Origin of the sequence: Streptomyces sp. NPDC058307 (assembly GCF_042880295.1) — a bacterium.
In the GTDB taxonomy this organism is placed as follows: Bacteria; Actinomycetota; Actinomycetes; order Streptomycetales; family Streptomycetaceae; genus Streptomyces.
In genome coordinates this window covers 65,116-81,042 of record NZ_JBHVYZ010000030.1, presented here as the reverse complement: position 1 = coordinate 81,042, position 15,927 = coordinate 65,116, and the positions used below count along the sequence as shown (strand labels likewise).

The window sequence follows — 15,927 nt, the reverse complement described above, 5'->3', positions numbered from 1 at the left end:
ACGGCCGTTCCGTCCATTCCGCCCGTTCCACTCGTTCTAGGGAGAGCCTGTGACGTCTGCCGACCTCGTCCATCGACTCGGCATCCCCAGCGGGCCGCTGTTCTTCCCGGTCACCGCGTACGGCGCCGACGGCTCGGTTGACCTCGACACCTATCGCGCGCACGTGCGCGCGGGCGTGGCGGCGGGGGCCGCGGCCGTGTTCGCCTGCTGCGGCACCGGGGAGTTCCACGCGCTCACGCCCGAGGAGTTCCAGGCGTGCGTCCGGGCGGCCGTCGAGGAGACGGCGGGCCGGGTGCCGGTGGTCGCGGGCGCCGGATACGGCACCGCGCTCGCCGTACGGTACGCACGGCTCGCCGAGGAGGCCGGCGCCGACGGGCTGCTCGCCATGCCGCCCTACCTCGTCGTGGCCGGGCAGGAGGGGCTGCTGCGGCACTACCGCGAGGTGGCCGCCGCGACCGCGCTCCCGGTGATCGTCTACCAGCGCGACAACGCCGTCTTCTCCCCGGAGACCGTGGTCGAACTGGCCCGCACCGAGGGGATCATCGGCCTCAAGGACGGCCTCGGCGACCTGGACCTCATGCAGCGGATCGTCAGCGCCGTACGCACCGAGGTCCCCGGCGACTTCCTCTACTTCAACGGGCTGCCGACCGCCGAGCAGACCCAGCTCGCCTACCAGGCCATCGGCGTCCCCCTGTACTCGTCCGCCGTCTTCTGCTTCGCCCCCGAGATCGCCCTCGCCTTCCACCGCGCGCTCATCGACGGCGACCGGGCGACGGCCGACCGTCTGCTCGACGGCTTCTACCGTCCCTTCGTCGAACTCCGCGCGCGGGGCCGCGGGTACGCGGTCTCGCTCGTCAAGGCCGGGGTCCGGATGCGGGGCCTGGACGTGGGGGAGGTCCGCCCGCCGATGCACGAGCCGGACGAGGATCATGTGAAGCAGCTCGCGCAGCTCACCGAGCGCGGGTACGCGCTGCTGGAGGAGGAGAAGGAGCAGTGAAGGCGTCTACGTTCGTCTACCCCTGGGACGTCAACGGGGATCCGCGGGCCGCGGACCGCATCGCCGCGCTCGGCGTACGGCAGGCGACCCTCGCCTCCGCCTACCACTCCACGCGCGCGTTGACCCCCCGCCACCCCCGCCACCGCATCGTCACCGCCGAGCACGCGGCCGTGCTCTACCCCGTGGACGACCGCTGGTCGGGCCGCGAACTGCGCCCCTACGCGGCCGGTGACTGGGCCCCCGGGGACGCCTTCGGCGAGGCGGCGCGGGCCCTGACGGACGCGGGGCTCGAGGTGCACACCTGGGTCGTCCTCGCGCACAACTCCCGCCTGGGCGCCGAACACCCGGGCACCTCGGTCGTCAACGCCTACGGCGACCGCTATCCGTGGGCCCCGTGCATCGCACAGCCCGCCACGCGTGCGTACCTCGTCGACCTCGCCGTCGAGGCGGCACTGCGCCCGGGCGCGGCCGGCACCGAGCTGGAGTCCCTCGGCTGGTACGGACTCCAGCACCTGCACGCCCACGACAAGACCGGCGGGGTGCCCCTCGGCGACGCCGGGATGTACCTCATGGCGCTCTGCTTCTGCGGCACGTGCCGCGAGGGGTACGGCGAACAGGGCGTCGACGCCGAGGAGTTGGCAGCCGCCGTACGCACCGCCCTGGAGCCGCTGTGGCAGGGCGCGCCGGACGACGGGGGCTGGGCCGGCGTCGAGAAGCTGCTCGGCTCCGGGACCGCGGCGGCCACACGCGCGTGGCGCGACGAAACCGCCCGCACGCTCCAGGAGAGCGCGGTCCGGGCGGTCCGCGCGGCCGCACCCGAGGGCTTCCAGATCCTGCTGCACGCCGACCCCGTGACGTACCACGTCGGCGCCAACCCGGGCGTCGACCCCGGGCACATCCTGTCCGTCGCGGACGGCGTCGTCGTGCCCTGCGCGGGCGGACCGGACCTGCTCACGCCCTTCGCGCGGGCCCGCGCGGCCGCGGTGATCGCCGCCAACTTCCCCGTCGTCTCCCAGATGGGCGGCAGCCCGGGCACGCTCGCGGCGGACGCGGCCCGGGCGCGGGAACTCGGGGCCACCGAAATCCGGCTCTATCACGCCGGGTTGGCGTCGGACGGAGACCTGGACGCGATCCGCGAGGCGCTGGCCGGCCTCTGAAACAGCGGTACGGCTGTCGCGAGCCACACCACGCCGAGGACGGCCGACAGGGTTCGCTGGTCGACCAGTTCGACCAGCGCGGCGCCCGCGGCGAGGCCGAGCACGTTCGGTGTGAACACCACGGTGTTGGCCATGGCGACCGCCCGGCCCAGCAGTTCGTCCGGGGTCTCTCGCTGCACGGCGGTGAGCGCGGCGATCAGCACGCACGGGAGCCCCACCCCGACCGCCGCGCTGCACGCGAGGGCGAGCGGGTCGGAGGGGACCGCCCGCAACCCGGCGGCGACGGCCGTCAGCGCGATGCCGTACGCGGCGAACCGGCGCTCGCCCAGCCGGCGCAGGGCGGGCCCGGCAAGCAGCCCCACCGCCACGGAGCCGGCGCCCTGGACGGCGTACAGCGCACCGGCGTACGCGGGGGAGTGGCCGAGTCCGTCGATCACGGCGTACATCAGCGCGCCGTTGAGCCCGGCGCAGAGCATGGTGGTGCCGCCGGCCAGGATCAGGGGGCGCAGTGTGGGGTGGGCCCATATGTGGCGGACGCCCTCGGAGGCGGGGGCACGCCCGGGTGACTTCGGTCGGCCGTCGACGGTCGAGGGGTGTCCGGCCGCCGCCGGCCCTGCGAGGGGCGCCGGCATGCTCCCGCGGACCCGCAGCCCGGCGTACAGCACCGCGGCGAGCAGGAAGGTGATCGCGTCGAGGAGGGCCACGCCCGGGCCGCCGCAGAGCGCGTAGAGGCCCGCGCCCGCGAAGGGCGCCACCAGCTTCATGCCCTCCGTGACCGCCGTCCGCAGGCCGTTGAAGTCGCCGAGCAGCGACGGGGTGACGGCGCCCGCGACCAGGGCCGACTCCGCCGCGTCATGGACGACGCCTGCCGCGCCGTACAGGAAGAGGACCGCGAGGAGGAGCGGTACGCGGTCAGGGGAGTCGACGGTGAAGAGTACCGGCAGGAGGGCCGCCGGCAGCAGGTTCGCGCTGATCAGCAGGGGTTTGCGCGGGACACGGTCGGCGAGCGCGCCCAGCAGCGGGCCCGCAACGGTCGGCGCCCACATCGCGAGCATGCACAGCGCGGCCAGTCCGTCCGAGCCGGTGAGGTCCTTGACCCACACGCCCGACACCAGCCACAACGCCGAGGTGCCGAAGCCGGAGACCACGACCGCGGCGAGGAAGAACCCCGCGTCACGGTCGCGCACGACGCGCAGCACGGGCCATGTCCTGAATGTCTTCGGGGTCCTGGGTGTTGTCGTCATGCCTGGACATCGTGGATCTGAGGCCCCGGGTCCGGCATCGGGCAGATGCCCTGGATGTCCTCGCGGATCAGCCCCCGGCCGGGCACACGTCGAGGTAAGGGGCGTCCTGGATGTAGGTGTGCCACTGGGCCGGGGACAGCGTCGTGGCGGTGCCGGCGCAGATCGCGGTGGCCGCGTGGGAGGAGGTGACGGGGTAGCGCTGGAGGGGGGCGTGCGGGCTGGTGGCGTAGAGCGTGCCACCCCGGGGGTCGAAGGCGAGGGAGACGATGCCCTCGCCGGGGGTGGTCAGGCCGTCACCGAGGGCCTCCTGGCCGGCGGTGTCCCAGAGTTGGAGGGCGCCCAGGTCACCGGCGACGGCGAGGGTGCCGCCGTCGGGGCTGAAGGCCAGGGCGCTGACGGCTTCCGGAGCGCCGTCCGGCAGGGGCGCCGGGAAGGTGCTGGGCAGGACTCCGACCCGGTGGCCGAGGTCGCCGTCCCACAGGGCGACCCGCCCCGACGCGTCGCCGACGGCCACGCGTGAGCCGTCCGCGCTGAAGGCGACCGCCTCGATCTCCTCACCCAGGCCCAGCGTCCTCGCGCCGGCCGGACCGGAGGGCAGCCGGGCGAGCCGGTCCCCGCCGACCAGCAGGCGGCCGTCCGGCCGCAGGCCCAGCGCGGTGGGGTTCACCTCGCCCAGTCGCGCGGTCCTTCGGCGGGTCGCGGTGTCCCACACCTCACCGATCATCCCCTCGGCCGTGTCACGGACCGCCACGAGCATCCGCCCGCCGGGGCCGAGGGCGAGGCTCTCCACCGCCGCGGCGGGCGCCGACGGTGCCAGGTCCAGCGTGGACCGCACCCGGCCGGAGGCGGTGTCCCAGAGGGTCAGCGACTGCGCCGAGGCGGCCCGGCCCGGAGTCGCGACGCCGTACGCGAAGGACGCGCCCTCCGGGCCGAAGGCCATGACCGGCACGGTGTCCGCCGCCGCCACCGGACCGCCGCCGTCGGCGGCCACGGGAAGGCGCGCGGTGGGCAGGGTCCGCAGCAGGCGGCCGCTGCCCGGGTCCAGCAGCCGGAACACATAGCCCGCGCCGGACACTTCGGCGGTGGCGAGGGTACGGCCGTCCGGGCTCAGCAGTGCGTCGTAGAGCGCGCTGTCCCGCCAGCCGGAGGTGACGGCCGCGCCCAGGTCGAGGGAGTGCACCGTCCCCCCTTCGAGGTACCGCAGCACGGGCCCGTCGTGGTCCCAGGCGATCCGGTCGGTCGGCCGCTGCCCGCCCAGCGCATGGCGGAAGACGGGCGAACCCGGCGCGGACAGCCGCCAGACCGCGAACTCGGCGGGACCTGCGGCGGCCAGGAAGCCGCCGTCCTCGCTGAAGACCACGGAGTCGGTGCCCGGGAAGGCGATGTCGGCGATCCGCCGCCCCGAGGCGATGTCCCACACCCGCACGCCGGTGCCGGAGATCTGCGCGAGCCGGTGGCCGCCGCGGTCGAACTCCAGCCGTGAGTTGTCGTCGCCGCAGCCGCCGGAGCTCGCCCAGCCGCCCGCGAGGTCACGGCGGCTGACCGTTTCCCGGACCCGGACCGTCCCGCCGATGGGACACACCGCGACCAGACGGCTGTCCTCGGTGGTGGCCACGTTCGTCTCGGAGGCCACCGGCGCCTGCAGCAGCAGTCGGCCGTCCGGGACGGCGCGCAGCTCGGACCGCGGCCGATCGGGGTCGCTCACCAGGTAGCTCTCCGGGTCGGCCTCGAAGGTGACGATGTCCTGCTCCGGCACGGCACCGGCGGGCGTGGCCCAACGCCCCGCGGAGAGATCCCACAGCCGTACGCCCCAGTCACCGTCCAGTGCGAGGAGCGTGCCGTCCCGGCCGGCCGACTCGGCCCACGTGGTGCCCGCCGGGAGCCGCCCGGACGCGATCGCATGGTGGGTGACGGTGTTCCAGGTGCGCCAGGTACGGCCCCTGACGCTCAGCAGGACCCGGCCTGATCCGACGAGGAAGCGAGCGGCCGTGCCGCCTTCCCCGGGATCGGTGAAGGCGTCCTGTTCGGACTGGGCCAGGGAGCCCAGCAGTGCCGCGCGGGTCTCCGGCAGGGCCGCGATCCGCCAGGCGGCCAGGCTCAGCAGCTTGGCGGTGCGCGGATCCGTGGTCGCCATGGTGGCGGCCACCTCGGCGACCCGGCGGGCGGCGGCGACCTGGCTGTCGCGCACCTCGGTGCGGTGCTGCTGCCAGGCGACCAGGCCGATGACCAGCGCGACGGCGAGGAGCGCGGAGAGCGTGGTGAGCAGGCGCCGGGTCCGGCGCCGGACGTGCGCGACGGCGTGCCGCTCGGCCTCGCGGGTGTCGAGGGCGGCGGTGAGGAAGGCTCGCTCGGTCGCGGTCAGTTCCCGTTCGTCCGGCGTGCCGAACAGCTCGGCGGCCCGCTCCAGACGCACCCCCCGGTACAGGGCTCCCTGGTCGTGGTCGAGCTCCGTCCAGGCGAGCGCGGCCTCCCGCAGCCTGCGGTGCTCCGACAGCCGGACGCGGTCCTCGTCGATCCAGCCGCTCAGCCGCGGCCAGCAGCTGATGAGCGCCTCGTGGGCGAGTTCCACGGTGTCGCCGTCGAGGGTCAGCAGCCGGGCGGCGGCCAGCCGCTCCACGACCAGCGGGAGTTCGGGGTCGCACCACTCGTCCAGCTCCGCGCGGTCGGCCGAGCGGCGGGTGTCCGCCGTGCCCTCGCCGGGGGCGATCAGCCGCAGCAGCAGCCGGCGCGCCGTGACCTCCTGGGCGGGGGTCAGCGTGCCGTACGCCTGGTCCGCGGTGGCCGCGATCGCGCCGTGGACACCGCCCGCCGCCTCGTACGCGGCGAGGGTGAGGATGCGGCCGCGCCGCCGGCGCCAGGTCTCCAGCAGGGCGTGCGAGAGCATGGGCAGCGCGCCGGGCTGGTCGACGACCTCCTCGACGAGACGCGAGGTCAGCTCGCGTTCGACCACGAGTCCGGCCGCGCCGGCCGGACCGGTGACGGCCGCACGCAGCTCCGCCGGGCTCATCGGCCCCAGCAGCAGGCCGCAGTGGCGCAGCGCGTCGGCGAGTCCCGGGTGCTCGGCGCACTGCCCGTAGAAGTCGGCGCGCATCGCGATCATCGTGCGCAGCCGGGAGTCCGGGTCCCTGGCCGTGAGGAGCAGGTCGATGAAGCGGGTGCGCTCGGCCCGGTCCCGGCAGAGGGTGAACACCTCCTCGAACTGGTCGACGATCAGCCAGCTGTCCGGCTCACCGTCCCCGGGCGCCAGCAGCCGGCCGTACGTGGCCGCCGGCCGCTCGCCGGGGGTGACGATCCGCAGGGCCGCCGGGCGTCCCAGGTCCTGCGCGGCCTCCTGGGCGGCCGGGATCAGTCCGGCGCGCAGCAGCGAGGACTTGCCGCTGCCGGAGGCGCCGAACACCGCGGCGAAACGATGGTCCCGCACCAGGCCCAGCAGGTCGGCCACCGGGCGGTCGCGACCGAAGAACAGCGCACGGTCGCCCGGCTCGAACCGCGCAAGACCCCGGTACGGCGACGTCGTGTCGTCCTCGCGGGAACGGGCCGCCGTGTGCTCGTCGGCGGCCTCCTCGGCGGCGGTCTTCCAGCGCAGTTCCCACACGGCCGGGTCGGCGTCGCAGGCCTGCGCGTAGGCCCGTACCACCGCCGTCGAGGGGAGCCGCTCGCCGGCCGCGGCCTTGGACAGCGTGGTCACCGAGACGCCGGTGCGCCGGGACATCTCCCGGTACGTGGGGTTGCCCGCCTCCTGGCGCAGCCGACGCAGGTCGTGGGCGAGCCGCTGGACCGGACCGGCGTCAGGATCCACCGGGCGCTCGGGACGGCCCAATCGAAACTCCCCAGAAAGCAACAAACCACGTGTTGCCCCGAACTATTGCGGAGTGACCGGTACCCGAACAATGCCCGGGCCGGTGACGTCGGTCACCGGCCCGGGCCCCGTCTCTCAGCGCGCTCGGCGCCGGGATCAGGTCACGCGTGCTCGTAGTAGGACAGGTGGCGCTTCCAGTTGCCGACGGTGTCCGGGATGTAGGTGCCGCCGGGCGGGGTCACGATGAACTGGTCGTCCTTGTTGTTCGGGTTGGCCTGGTAGTTCAGTCCGTCGCAGCTCACCAGAAGGCGCTCGGAGGCGTTCTCGACCTCGTCCATGCACTTGCCGTTGTTGGCCATCAGCTCGTCGCCGTCGACGAACCACCACTGGGTGGAGTCGTTGGCGTTGCAGCCCTTGAGGACCACGTAGCCCTGGGAGGTGTAGCCGAGGCAGTTGTTGCCCTGGCCGATCAGGTAGCCGACCGCGCGGTCGCCGTTGTAGCGCGGGAGCTCGGAGACGTCCCAGTTGTAGTAGGGGCTGTTCCAGCTGCCCGACCACAGGTCGTCGTGCACGTCGGAGCCGGTGGCGTGGGAGGGGATGCGGAACTGCAGGCCGTCGGCGATCGGCTGGCCCCGCTTCTCGGCGATGACCGGCTCGACGGACCCGCCGCCGGTGTACGCGGCGGGGAAGGCCCAGGTGGTGGCGTGGGTCAGGATGTAGTCCGCGGCGTTCTGGATGCTGCCGACCATGGCGGGTCCGGCGCTGCCGATGCGGTTGCCCACCGTCTTGAGGACGTTGCCGAGTTCCTTGAACGTGGCCCTGACACCCTGGCCGACGTATTTCTCGTCCAGCTTGTCGAGACCCGAGAAGGCGATCATGGAGACCGTGGCGTCGAAGAAGGCGCCACCGACGCTCTTCCAGTTGAGGAAGCCGTCGGTCAGGTACTGGAAGGCCAGGGCGCCGACGAAGCCGCCGGTGAACGACGCGATCCGCACGCCCCACTTGCAGCCGGCCGGACCGGTGAGCGAGCAGATCAGCGTCGAGGCGAGGATGGTGACCACCGCGTCCACGGCGATCTCGACCGCCCGCGCGGACAGATAGGACCAGCCCGCCGTCTGCGCCTTGTGCAGCTTGCTCGCGCAGTCCGCGGTGGCCTGCTTCTCCTTGGTGGCCACGATCTTCGCCTGCGGGGCCCCGAGCGGTTTCGCCGGTGGGGCCGTCAGCGGGGAGGAGACGGCCCGCGCGAGGACCGGACCGGTGGTCACGGAACGGTCCGGTCTGCCGTACGCCGCCTCGATGGCGTTGACCGAGTCGTCACAGATCCGCGAGACCGAGATCTTGGGCGCCGCGGCCCTCAGGGCCGGGGCCCTCGCGTCGAGGACCGTTGCGGCCACGGCGGCGACCAGTACGGCGATGAGCAGTGTCCGTATCGGCACCCGTTGGAACGGGCGCCCACTGAACCAGGTCAGCACTGATGAGCTCCTTGGTCGGGATGAGTCGGATCAGCGGCCGTGGCGGTGCGGGTGTCGCCGGCTCGCCTGGACCCCGGCAGGGGTCCGGAACAAGCTCGATCCTGAGGTCGCCGAGGTTGTTGCCCAAGTCCCTCGCCGGGCCGGAAACAACTCCCTGACCTGCGCGGACACAGGTGCCCCGGCCGCACCGATGAGTTTTCGGGGCGCGGGCGGTCCACCCTGCACGGCCCCGGGCACCGTGCCCGGATGCCGTGCCCGGGAACAGCGCCCCGGGCACCGTGAGGAGTGACGCATGACCGGCACGATCATCGACTTCGAGCCCCAGACCCGGGTCATCGCCCGGCTGGCGGAAGCCGTGACCGACGAGCGGCTCAAGGACCCGACCCCGTGTCCCGACCTCGCGGTGCGCAATCTGCTGGGCCATCTGATCGGCCTCGCCGCGGCCTTCCGCGACGCCGCCCGCAAGGACCTCGGCCCCACGACCGACACCCCGCCGACCGACTCCGTCCCGGACATCGGCCCCGGCCGGCGCGGGGAGCTCCCCAAGGTCCTCGACGAACTCGCCGAGGCCTGGCGCGACCCGGCCGCCTGGACCGGTATGACCCGCGCGGGCGGGGTGGACCTGCCCGGCGAGGTCGCCGCCGCCGTCGCCCTCGACGAACTGGTCGTCCACGGCTGGGACCTGGCCCGCGCCACCGGCCAGACCTACGTGCCGGACCCGGCCGCGCTCCGGGTGACGTACGACTTCCTGCTCGCGGCGGTCGACGAGCCCTCACGCGGTGAGATCTTCGGCCCGATCGTCCCCGTGCCCCAGGACGCGCCGCTGCTGGACCGGGCGCTGGGCCTCAGCGGGCGGAACCCGGGCTGGACGCCGTAACGGGGCCCGGGTCCCGTGGACGCCGTCGCGGGGGCGCCCCCGGGTCGCCGTCCCCTTCTCGGTGCCTCCGACACGGGCCTTCTCCGACGCGCCGCGCCCGGCTGCCGTGGACACCGGTACGACCCTGCCCTAGAGGAACGGAAACCGGCGGCGGGCGGCAGCCCCGGACCGTACGCTCCCCACCATGCCGCCCCTGAGCCTGACCGTCCTCGGTACCGCCTCCCCGCACCCGGGGCCCGACCGCCCCTGCTCCGGCTATCTGCTGCGCGGCGGGGGCGCCGAGGTGTGGGTGGACGCGGGGCCCGGAACCTTCGCGGAGTTGCAGCGGCACACGGATCCCTCCCGGCTGACGGCGATCTGGATCTCCCACCTGCACGCCGACCACAGCGCCGATCTGCTGTCCGCCGTCTACGCCTTCGCGTACGGCGGACTCACCCCGCCCGCCCCGATCCCGGTGTACGCGCCACCCGGCTGCGCCCACCGGCTCGCCGGATTCTTCGGGCGGTCCGACCTGCGCTTCCTCGACGGCGTCCTCGACTTCCACCCCCTGTACGACGGCCACGAGGTCCGGCACTGGAACCTCCGGCTGGGTTCCCGGGCCGTCGCGCACGACACCGAGGCGTACGGGCTGCGTGCCGAGTGCGCCGGACGCGTCCTCGCGTACTCGGGGGACAGCGGGCCCTGCGCCGCCCTCGTCGAGCTCGCCGCGGAATCGGACGTGTTCCTGTGCGAGGCGGACATCGATCGTCATCGCGAAGGCGAACAGGTTCATCTGACACCAGAGGACGCCGGCGACATCGCCCGCAAGGCCGGGGCGCGCGAGCTGATCGTCACCCACGTCGGACCCACGCTCACCAGGGAAGCGGCGACCACGCGCGCCGCCGTCGCCTTCGCCGGGCGCACCAGTACGGCCTTCGAGGGCGCCACCCGGCTCGTCTGACCCTCGCGCTCACCGCAACTTCAGCTTCTTTTGCCAGAAGCATTGACGAAACATCGCGGTCCTCCCTACCTTCAACGCGTCGTACTTCGTACGTCATATATGAGACGCGATATGCGAGATCAGATACGCAAGATCCGATACGCGAGATCCGAGAGGCGCGCATGACCTCTGTGCCCACGCCGATCCCCTCCCGCACGCAGTACGTGCTGGAGGAGATCAAACGCCGCATCCTCACCGGGCGCCTGACGCCTGGTCAGGCCCTGGTCGAGACCGAACTCGCCGCACAGTTCGGGGTGTCCAAGACCCCGGTGCGCGAGGCGCTCAAGACCCTGGCCGGGACCGGGCTCGTCGTGATGAGCCAGTACAAGGGCGTCACGGTGCGCATGGTGGACGCGGACATGGCGCGCGAGGTCTACGACGTCCGGCTGCTCCTCGAACCCGAGGCGCTCAAGCGGGCCGTACGGCGCGGGGCCTCCCTCGACGCCGCACGTGACGCCCTGACGAAGGCCGACGACGCCACCGACACCGCCGAACGCTCCCTGGCCAACCGGGAGTTCCACCGCGCCCTGTACCTGCCCTGCGGCAACCCGCTGCTCGGCAGGATGCTCGACGAGGTCCGCGACCAGGCCGCCCTGGTCTCCGCCGTCGCCTGGGCGGCCTCGCCGTCCTGGGACCGGGAGGCCGGCGAGCACCGGGAGATCCTGCGGCTCGCCCTGGACGGCGACGCGGACGGCGCGGCCCGCGCCCTGCACGCCCACATCGCGTCCTTCGTGGAACGAGCGTTCCCCGGAGTGCTGGACGAGGAAGGTCAGGAATGAGCAGCGAGACGTTCGAGACCCAGCGGGCGGCCCTGGCCGACGTGGTGGCGATCCCGGTGACCCCGTTCGCCGAGGACGGCACCGTCGACCAGGACACCTACCGGGCCCTGCTGCGTCGGCTGCTCGACGGAGGGGTCACCACTCTCACCCCCAACGGCAACACCGGCGAGTTCTACGCCCTCAGCCCCGAAGAGCGCCGCCTGGTCACCGAGTGGACCGTCGACGAGGCCGGAGACCGGGCCGACATCCTCGTCGGCGTCGGACACGACGTCCCCACCGCCGTCGCCTCCGCCCGCCACGCCCGGGAGCTCGGCGCGAGCATGGTCATGGTCCACCAGCCCGTCCACCCCTACGTCTCCCAGGGCGGCTGGATCGACTACCACCGCGCGATCGCCTCGGCCGTCCCGGAGCTCGGGGTCGTCCCGTACATCCGCAACGCCCAGCTCGGCGGCGACCGTCTGGCCGAACTCGCCGACGCCTGCCCGAACGTGATCGGCGTGAAGTACGCCGTCCCGGACGCGGCCAGGTTCGCCGCCTTCGCACGGGACGCGGGACTCGAACGCTTCGTGTGGGTCGCCGGGCTCGCCGAGCCCTACGCGCCCTCCTACTTCTCGGCGGGCGCCACCGGCTTCACCTCAGGGCTGGTGAACGTCGCCCCCGCCGTCTCGCTGAACATGATCGAAGCGCTGCGCTCCGGTGACTACGCGGCCGCCATGAAGGTCTGGGAGCAGATCCGCCGCTTCGAGGAACTCCGCGCGGCGAACGGCTCCGCCAACAACGTCACCGTCGTCAAGGAGGCCCTCGCCTCCCTCGGCCTGTGCCGCCGCGAAGTGCGCCCGCCGAGCCGGGAGTTGCCGGAGAGCGAGCGCTCCGAGGTCGCCGCGATAGCCGCCGGATGGTCGATATGACGGACCGAGAGCGCCTGCGGCCGGAGGACCTGCGCAGCCACCAGTGGTACGGCGTCGAGGGCCAGTTGCGCACCTGGTCGCACAACGCCCGGATGCGCCAGCTCGGTTACGAGGCGGAGGAGCACCAGGGCCGCCCGGTGATCGCCGTCCTCAACACCTGGTCCGACATCAACCCCTGCCACGTCCATCTGCGCGAGCGCGCCGAGGCGGTCAAGCGGGGGGTCTGGCAGGCCGGGGGCTTCCCGCTCGAATTCCCGGTCGCCACCCTCTCGGAGACCTACCAGAAGCCCACCCCGATGCTCTACCGCAACCTGCTCGCGATGGAGACCGAGGAGCTGCTGCGGTCGTACCCGATCGACGCGGCGGTGCTGCTCGGCGGCTGCGACAAGTCGACGCCCGCCCTGCTCATGGGCGCGGCCTCGGCCGATGTCGCCTCGATCTTCGTGCCCGCGGGGCCGATGCTGCCGGGGCACTGGCGCGGCGAGACCCTCGGGTCCGGCACCGACATGTGGAAGTACTGGGACGAGCACCGCGCCGGCAACCTGACCGACTGCGAACTGCGCGAGCTGCAGGGCGGGTTGGCGCGCTCCCCGGGCCACTGCATGACCATGGGGACCGCGTCCACGATGACCGCGGCTGCGGAGACCCTCGGCATGACCCTGCCGGGTGCCTCCTCGATCCCGGCCGTCGACTCCGCGCACGAGCGGATGGCCGCGGCCTCCGGGCGCCGCGCGGTGGAGCTCGCCTGGACCGGCCTGAAGCCGTCCGAGATCCTCACCCGCGAGGCCTTCGAGGACGCCGTCACCACGGTGCTCGGGCTCGGCGGCTCCACCAACGCGGTCATCCACCTGATCGCGATGGCGGGACGCTCCCAGGTCCCGCTCACCCTCGACGACTTCGACCGCATCGCGCGGACCGTGCCGGTGCTGGCCAACGTCAGGCCCGGCGGACAGACGTACCTGATGGAGGACTTCTACTTCGCCGGCGGTCTGCCCGCCTTCCTCTCCCGGATCACCGACCTGCTCCACCTGGACCGGCCGACCGTCAACGGCACCCTGGGCGAGCAGATCGAGGGGGCCGTCGTCCACAACGACGACGTCATCCGCACCCGCGAGAACCCGGTCGCGGGCGAGGGCGGGGTCGCCGTCCTGCGCGGCAACCTCTGCCCGGACGGCGCGGTCATCAAGCACATCTCCGCCGAGCCGCACCTGCTCAAGCACACCGGGCCCGCGGTCGTCTTCGACGACTACAGGACCATGCAACGCACCATCAACGACCCGGCACTGGACATCACCGCCGACAGCGTGCTGGTGCTGCGCAACGCCGGGCCCAAGGGCGGCCCGGGCATGCCCGAGTACGGGATGCTGCCGATCCCGGACCATCTGCTCAAGCAGGGCGTGCGGGACATGGTCCGGATCTCCGACGCCCGGATGAGCGGAACGAGTTACGGCGCCTGCGTGCTCCACGTGGCGCCCGAGTCGTACGTCGGCGGACCGCTCGCCCTCGTGCGCACCGGGGACAGCATCACCCTCGACGTCGAGGCGCGTGCGCTCCAACTCAACGTGGACGACGAGGAGTTGGAGCGCAGGAGGGCGCAGTGGACACCGCCGCCCGCGCGGTACGAGCGCGGCTACGGCGCGCTCTACAACGAACAGATCACCCAGGCCGACACCGGCTGCGACTTCGAGTTCCTCGCCCGCCCGGGCAAGGTCACCGACCCGTACGCGAGCTGAACCACGACCCGCTGGGGCGGGCGGCAGCACCAACGCACAGCACGACCTGGCACATCCATGTGCAGAGAGAAAGCGCTTCCCGCACGACGAAAGCACGTCGCACGTCCGACGTACCGAGAACGGAGCCCCTGTCATGGCCCAAGCCGCAGCCGTGGCGAAACCGCCCGCGCCACCCCGGCGACGCCGTGTCTCCGCCACCCCGCGCAGGCTGCCCTACCTGCTGATCGCGCCGGCGGCCCTGCTGATGCTGGGCTTCATCGCCTACCCGGTCATCAGCGTCTTCTACTACAGCCTGCAGAACTACAACCCCACCAAGCCGTGGCGGAACGGCTACGCGGGCTTCGACAACTTCGTCCAGATCTTCACCAAGGACCCGCAGTTCTGGGACACGCTGACCTTCAGCGCCAAGTGGGTCTTCGTCGAGGTCGGACTACAGCTGCTGTTCGGCCTGGCGCTCGCGCTGATCGTCAACCAGAGCTTCGTGGGCCGGGGGCTGGGGCGCGCGATGGTCTTCTCGCCGTGGGCCGTCTCCGGTGTGCTGACCTCCGCGATCTGGGTGCTGCTCTACAACTCCCAGACGGGCATCACCCGTTACCTCGCCGACATGGGCATCGGCTCCTACGGCACCAGCTGGCTGTCGGACACCTCCACCGTCTTCTCCGCGGCGGTCGTCGCCGACCTGTGGCGCGGTGTCCCCTTCTTCGCGATCCTCATCCTCGCCGACCTCCAGTCCGTCTCCAAGGACCTGTACGAGGCCGCCGAGGTCGACGGGGCCAGCCGCGTCAAGCAGTTCTGGCACATCACGCTGCCGCACCTGAAGGACGCGATCATCCTGTCCACGCTGCTGCGCGCGGTGTGGGAGTTCAACAACGTCGACCTGCTCTACACGTTGACCGGCGGCGGCCCGGCGGGCGAGACCACCACCCTCCCGCTCTACATCGCCAACACCTCTGTCGACGCCCACAACTTCGGCTACGCGTCCGCCCTGACCACGGTCGCGTTCGTGATCCTGCTCTTCTGCTCGATGGTGTACCTGCGGCTGAGCAAGTTCGGAGGCGGTTCCAAGTGATCACCAAGGAGGCCACGGAGGTCGCACCCGCTCCCGTGCGCGAGGCACCCGAGCCGCCCCGCTCGGTGAAGCACCGCCGCGCCTGGGACGAGGTCCCGCGCTGGCACGTCTACCTGCCGCTGTCGATCTACCTCGTCTTCACGATCATCCCCTTCTACTGGATCCTGCTGTTCGCGCTGCGCCCGGCCGGCTCGACCTCGCTCGTGCCCTGGCCGATCACCTTCGACCACTTCGAGAAGGTGTGGACGGAGCGGGCGTTCGGCACGTACTTCGAGAACAGCGTGTACGTCGGCCTCGCCACGCTGGTGATGACGACGCTCGTCGCCCTGGCCGGCGGCTACGCGCTCGCCCGGTTCGACTTCAAGGTCAAGAACGCGTTCATGCTGGCGCTGCTGTGCTCGCAGTTCGTGCCGGGCGCGCTGCTCCTGGTGCCGCTGTTCGAGATCTTCGCCGAGCTGAAGATGATCAACTCGCTGACCAGCGTCATCATCGCCGAGACGGTCTTCCAGCTGCCGCTGTCGATGATCCTGATCAGCAACTTCATCAAGAACGTGCCGTACTCCCTGGAGGAGGCGGCCTGGGTGGACGGCTGCAACCGGTTCACCGCGTTCCGGATCGTCGTCCTGCCCCTCCTGCGGCCCGGTCTGATCGCCGTCGGCTCCTTCGCCTTCGTGCACTCCTGGAACCACTTCCTGTTCGCCCTGATGTTCCTCAACAACCAGGACAAGCAGACGATCCCGGTCGGCCTGAACACCCTGATGAGCGCGGACAGCGTCGACCTGGGCGCACTGGCCGCCGGTGGCATCATCGCCGCCGTCCCCGTGGTGATCGTGTTCGCCTTCATCCAGAAGTGGCTCATCACGGGCTTCAGTGCGGGGGCGGTGAAGGGATGAGACTCCGTCGGATCGCGCTG

General features: G+C 72.3%; 12 protein-coding genes. 9 read left to right on the top strand and 3 right to left on the bottom strand.

Annotated features, from left to right (window positions below; translation table 11 throughout):
* Positions 1–49: 49 nt before the first annotated feature.
* Positions 50–997, top strand: coding sequence for a 5-dehydro-4-deoxyglucarate dehydratase (locus ACFVYN_RS22220; RefSeq protein WP_390001120.1), 948 nt, complete (start codon positions 50–52; stop codon positions 995–997).
* Entirely contained in the window at positions 994–2,154 is a 1,161-nt protein-coding gene (locus ACFVYN_RS22215; RefSeq protein ID WP_390001118.1) for a hypothetical protein, read from the top strand. The genes ACFVYN_RS22220 and ACFVYN_RS22215 overlap by 4 nt, the downstream gene beginning before the upstream one ends.
* Here ACFVYN_RS22215 and ACFVYN_RS22210 read toward each other — a convergent pair.
* The 3 genes from ACFVYN_RS22210 to ACFVYN_RS22200 all read right to left on the bottom strand — a co-directional run bounded on the left by ACFVYN_RS22210 (position 2,091) and on the right by ACFVYN_RS22200 (position 8,669).
* A complete protein-coding gene (locus ACFVYN_RS22210; protein WP_390001116.1) occupies positions 2,091–3,398 on the bottom strand; it encodes an MFS transporter in 1,308 nt (435 codons plus the stop codon). The two genes, ACFVYN_RS22215 and ACFVYN_RS22210, sit on opposite strands and share 64 nt — an antisense overlap.
* Positions 3,399–3,465: 67 nt before the next feature.
* The gene (locus tag ACFVYN_RS22205) at positions 3,466–7,197 is read right to left on the bottom strand and encodes a helix-turn-helix domain-containing protein (RefSeq protein WP_390001114.1); all 3,732 of its coding nucleotides are present in this window, start codon (positions 7,195–7,197) and stop codon (positions 3,466–3,468) included.
* A 161-nt stretch (positions 7,198–7,358) separates the two neighbouring features.
* Positions 7,359–8,669, bottom strand: a complete 1,311-nt coding sequence (locus ACFVYN_RS22200; protein WP_390001112.1) for a hypothetical protein — start codon at positions 8,667–8,669, stop codon at positions 7,359–7,361.
* 292 nt (positions 8,670–8,961) lie between these two features.
* Here ACFVYN_RS22200 and ACFVYN_RS22195 point away from each other — a divergent pair, with 292 nt between their 5' ends.
* From ACFVYN_RS22195 to ACFVYN_RS22165, 7 genes are all read left to right on the top strand, one after another.
* Positions 8,962–9,546: a TIGR03086 family metal-binding protein gene (locus tag ACFVYN_RS22195; protein ID WP_390001110.1), complete on the top strand. Its 585-nt coding sequence runs from the start codon at positions 8,962–8,964 to the stop codon at positions 9,544–9,546.
* Between the two features lie 184 nt (positions 9,547–9,730).
* Positions 9,731–10,486: an MBL fold metallo-hydrolase gene (locus ACFVYN_RS22190; RefSeq protein ID WP_390001108.1), complete on the top strand. Its 756-nt coding sequence runs from the start codon at positions 9,731–9,733 to the stop codon at positions 10,484–10,486.
* A 161-nt stretch (positions 10,487–10,647) separates the two neighbouring features.
* Entirely contained in the window at positions 10,648–11,304 is a 657-nt protein-coding gene (locus tag ACFVYN_RS22185) for a GntR family transcriptional regulator (protein WP_390001107.1), read from the top strand.
* Positions 11,301–12,212 carry a dihydrodipicolinate synthase family protein gene (locus ACFVYN_RS22180; RefSeq protein ID WP_390001105.1) on the top strand — a complete coding sequence of 304 codons (912 nt, stop codon included), beginning with the start codon at positions 11,301–11,303 and terminating at the stop codon, positions 12,210–12,212. Before ACFVYN_RS22185 ends, ACFVYN_RS22180 begins: the two co-directional genes overlap by 4 nt.
* Positions 12,209–13,945, top strand: a complete 1,737-nt coding sequence (gene araD, locus ACFVYN_RS22175) for an L-arabinonate dehydratase (RefSeq protein ID WP_390001104.1) — start codon at positions 12,209–12,211, stop codon at positions 13,943–13,945. Before ACFVYN_RS22180 ends, araD begins: the two co-directional genes overlap by 4 nt.
* 133 nt (positions 13,946–14,078) lie before the next feature.
* Entirely contained in the window at positions 14,079–15,014 is a 936-nt protein-coding gene (locus ACFVYN_RS22170) for a carbohydrate ABC transporter permease (protein ID WP_390001102.1), read from the top strand.
* The gene (locus ACFVYN_RS22165) at positions 15,011–15,907 is read left to right on the top strand and encodes a carbohydrate ABC transporter permease (protein WP_390001100.1); all 897 of its coding nucleotides are present in this window, start codon (positions 15,011–15,013) and stop codon (positions 15,905–15,907) included. Before ACFVYN_RS22170 ends, ACFVYN_RS22165 begins: the two co-directional genes overlap by 4 nt.
* Positions 15,908–15,927 lie beyond the last annotated feature (20 nt).

What these genes read in the sequence shown, in the direction of transcription:
- araD (WP_390001104.1), top strand. Translation starts at nt 12,209, where the DNA reads ATGACGGACCGAGAGCGCCTGCGGCCGGAGGACCTGCGCAGCCACCAG.
- ACFVYN_RS22195 (WP_390001110.1), top strand. Translation starts at nt 8,962, where the DNA reads ATGACCGGCACGATCATCGACTTCGAGCCCCAGACCCGGGTCATCGCC.
- ACFVYN_RS22180 (WP_390001105.1), top strand. Translation starts at nt 11,301, where the DNA reads ATGAGCAGCGAGACGTTCGAGACCCAGCGGGCGGCCCTGGCCGACGTG.
- ACFVYN_RS22190 (WP_390001108.1), top strand. Translation starts at nt 9,731, where the DNA reads ATGCCGCCCCTGAGCCTGACCGTCCTCGGTACCGCCTCCCCGCACCCG.
- ACFVYN_RS22170 (WP_390001102.1), top strand. Translation starts at nt 14,079, where the DNA reads ATGGCCCAAGCCGCAGCCGTGGCGAAACCGCCCGCGCCACCCCGGCGA.
- ACFVYN_RS22210 (WP_390001116.1), bottom strand. Translation starts at nt 3,398, where the DNA reads ATGACGACAACACCCAGGACCCCGAAGACATTCAGGACATGGCCCGTG.
- ACFVYN_RS22185 (WP_390001107.1), top strand. Translation starts at nt 10,648, where the DNA reads ATGACCTCTGTGCCCACGCCGATCCCCTCCCGCACGCAGTACGTGCTG.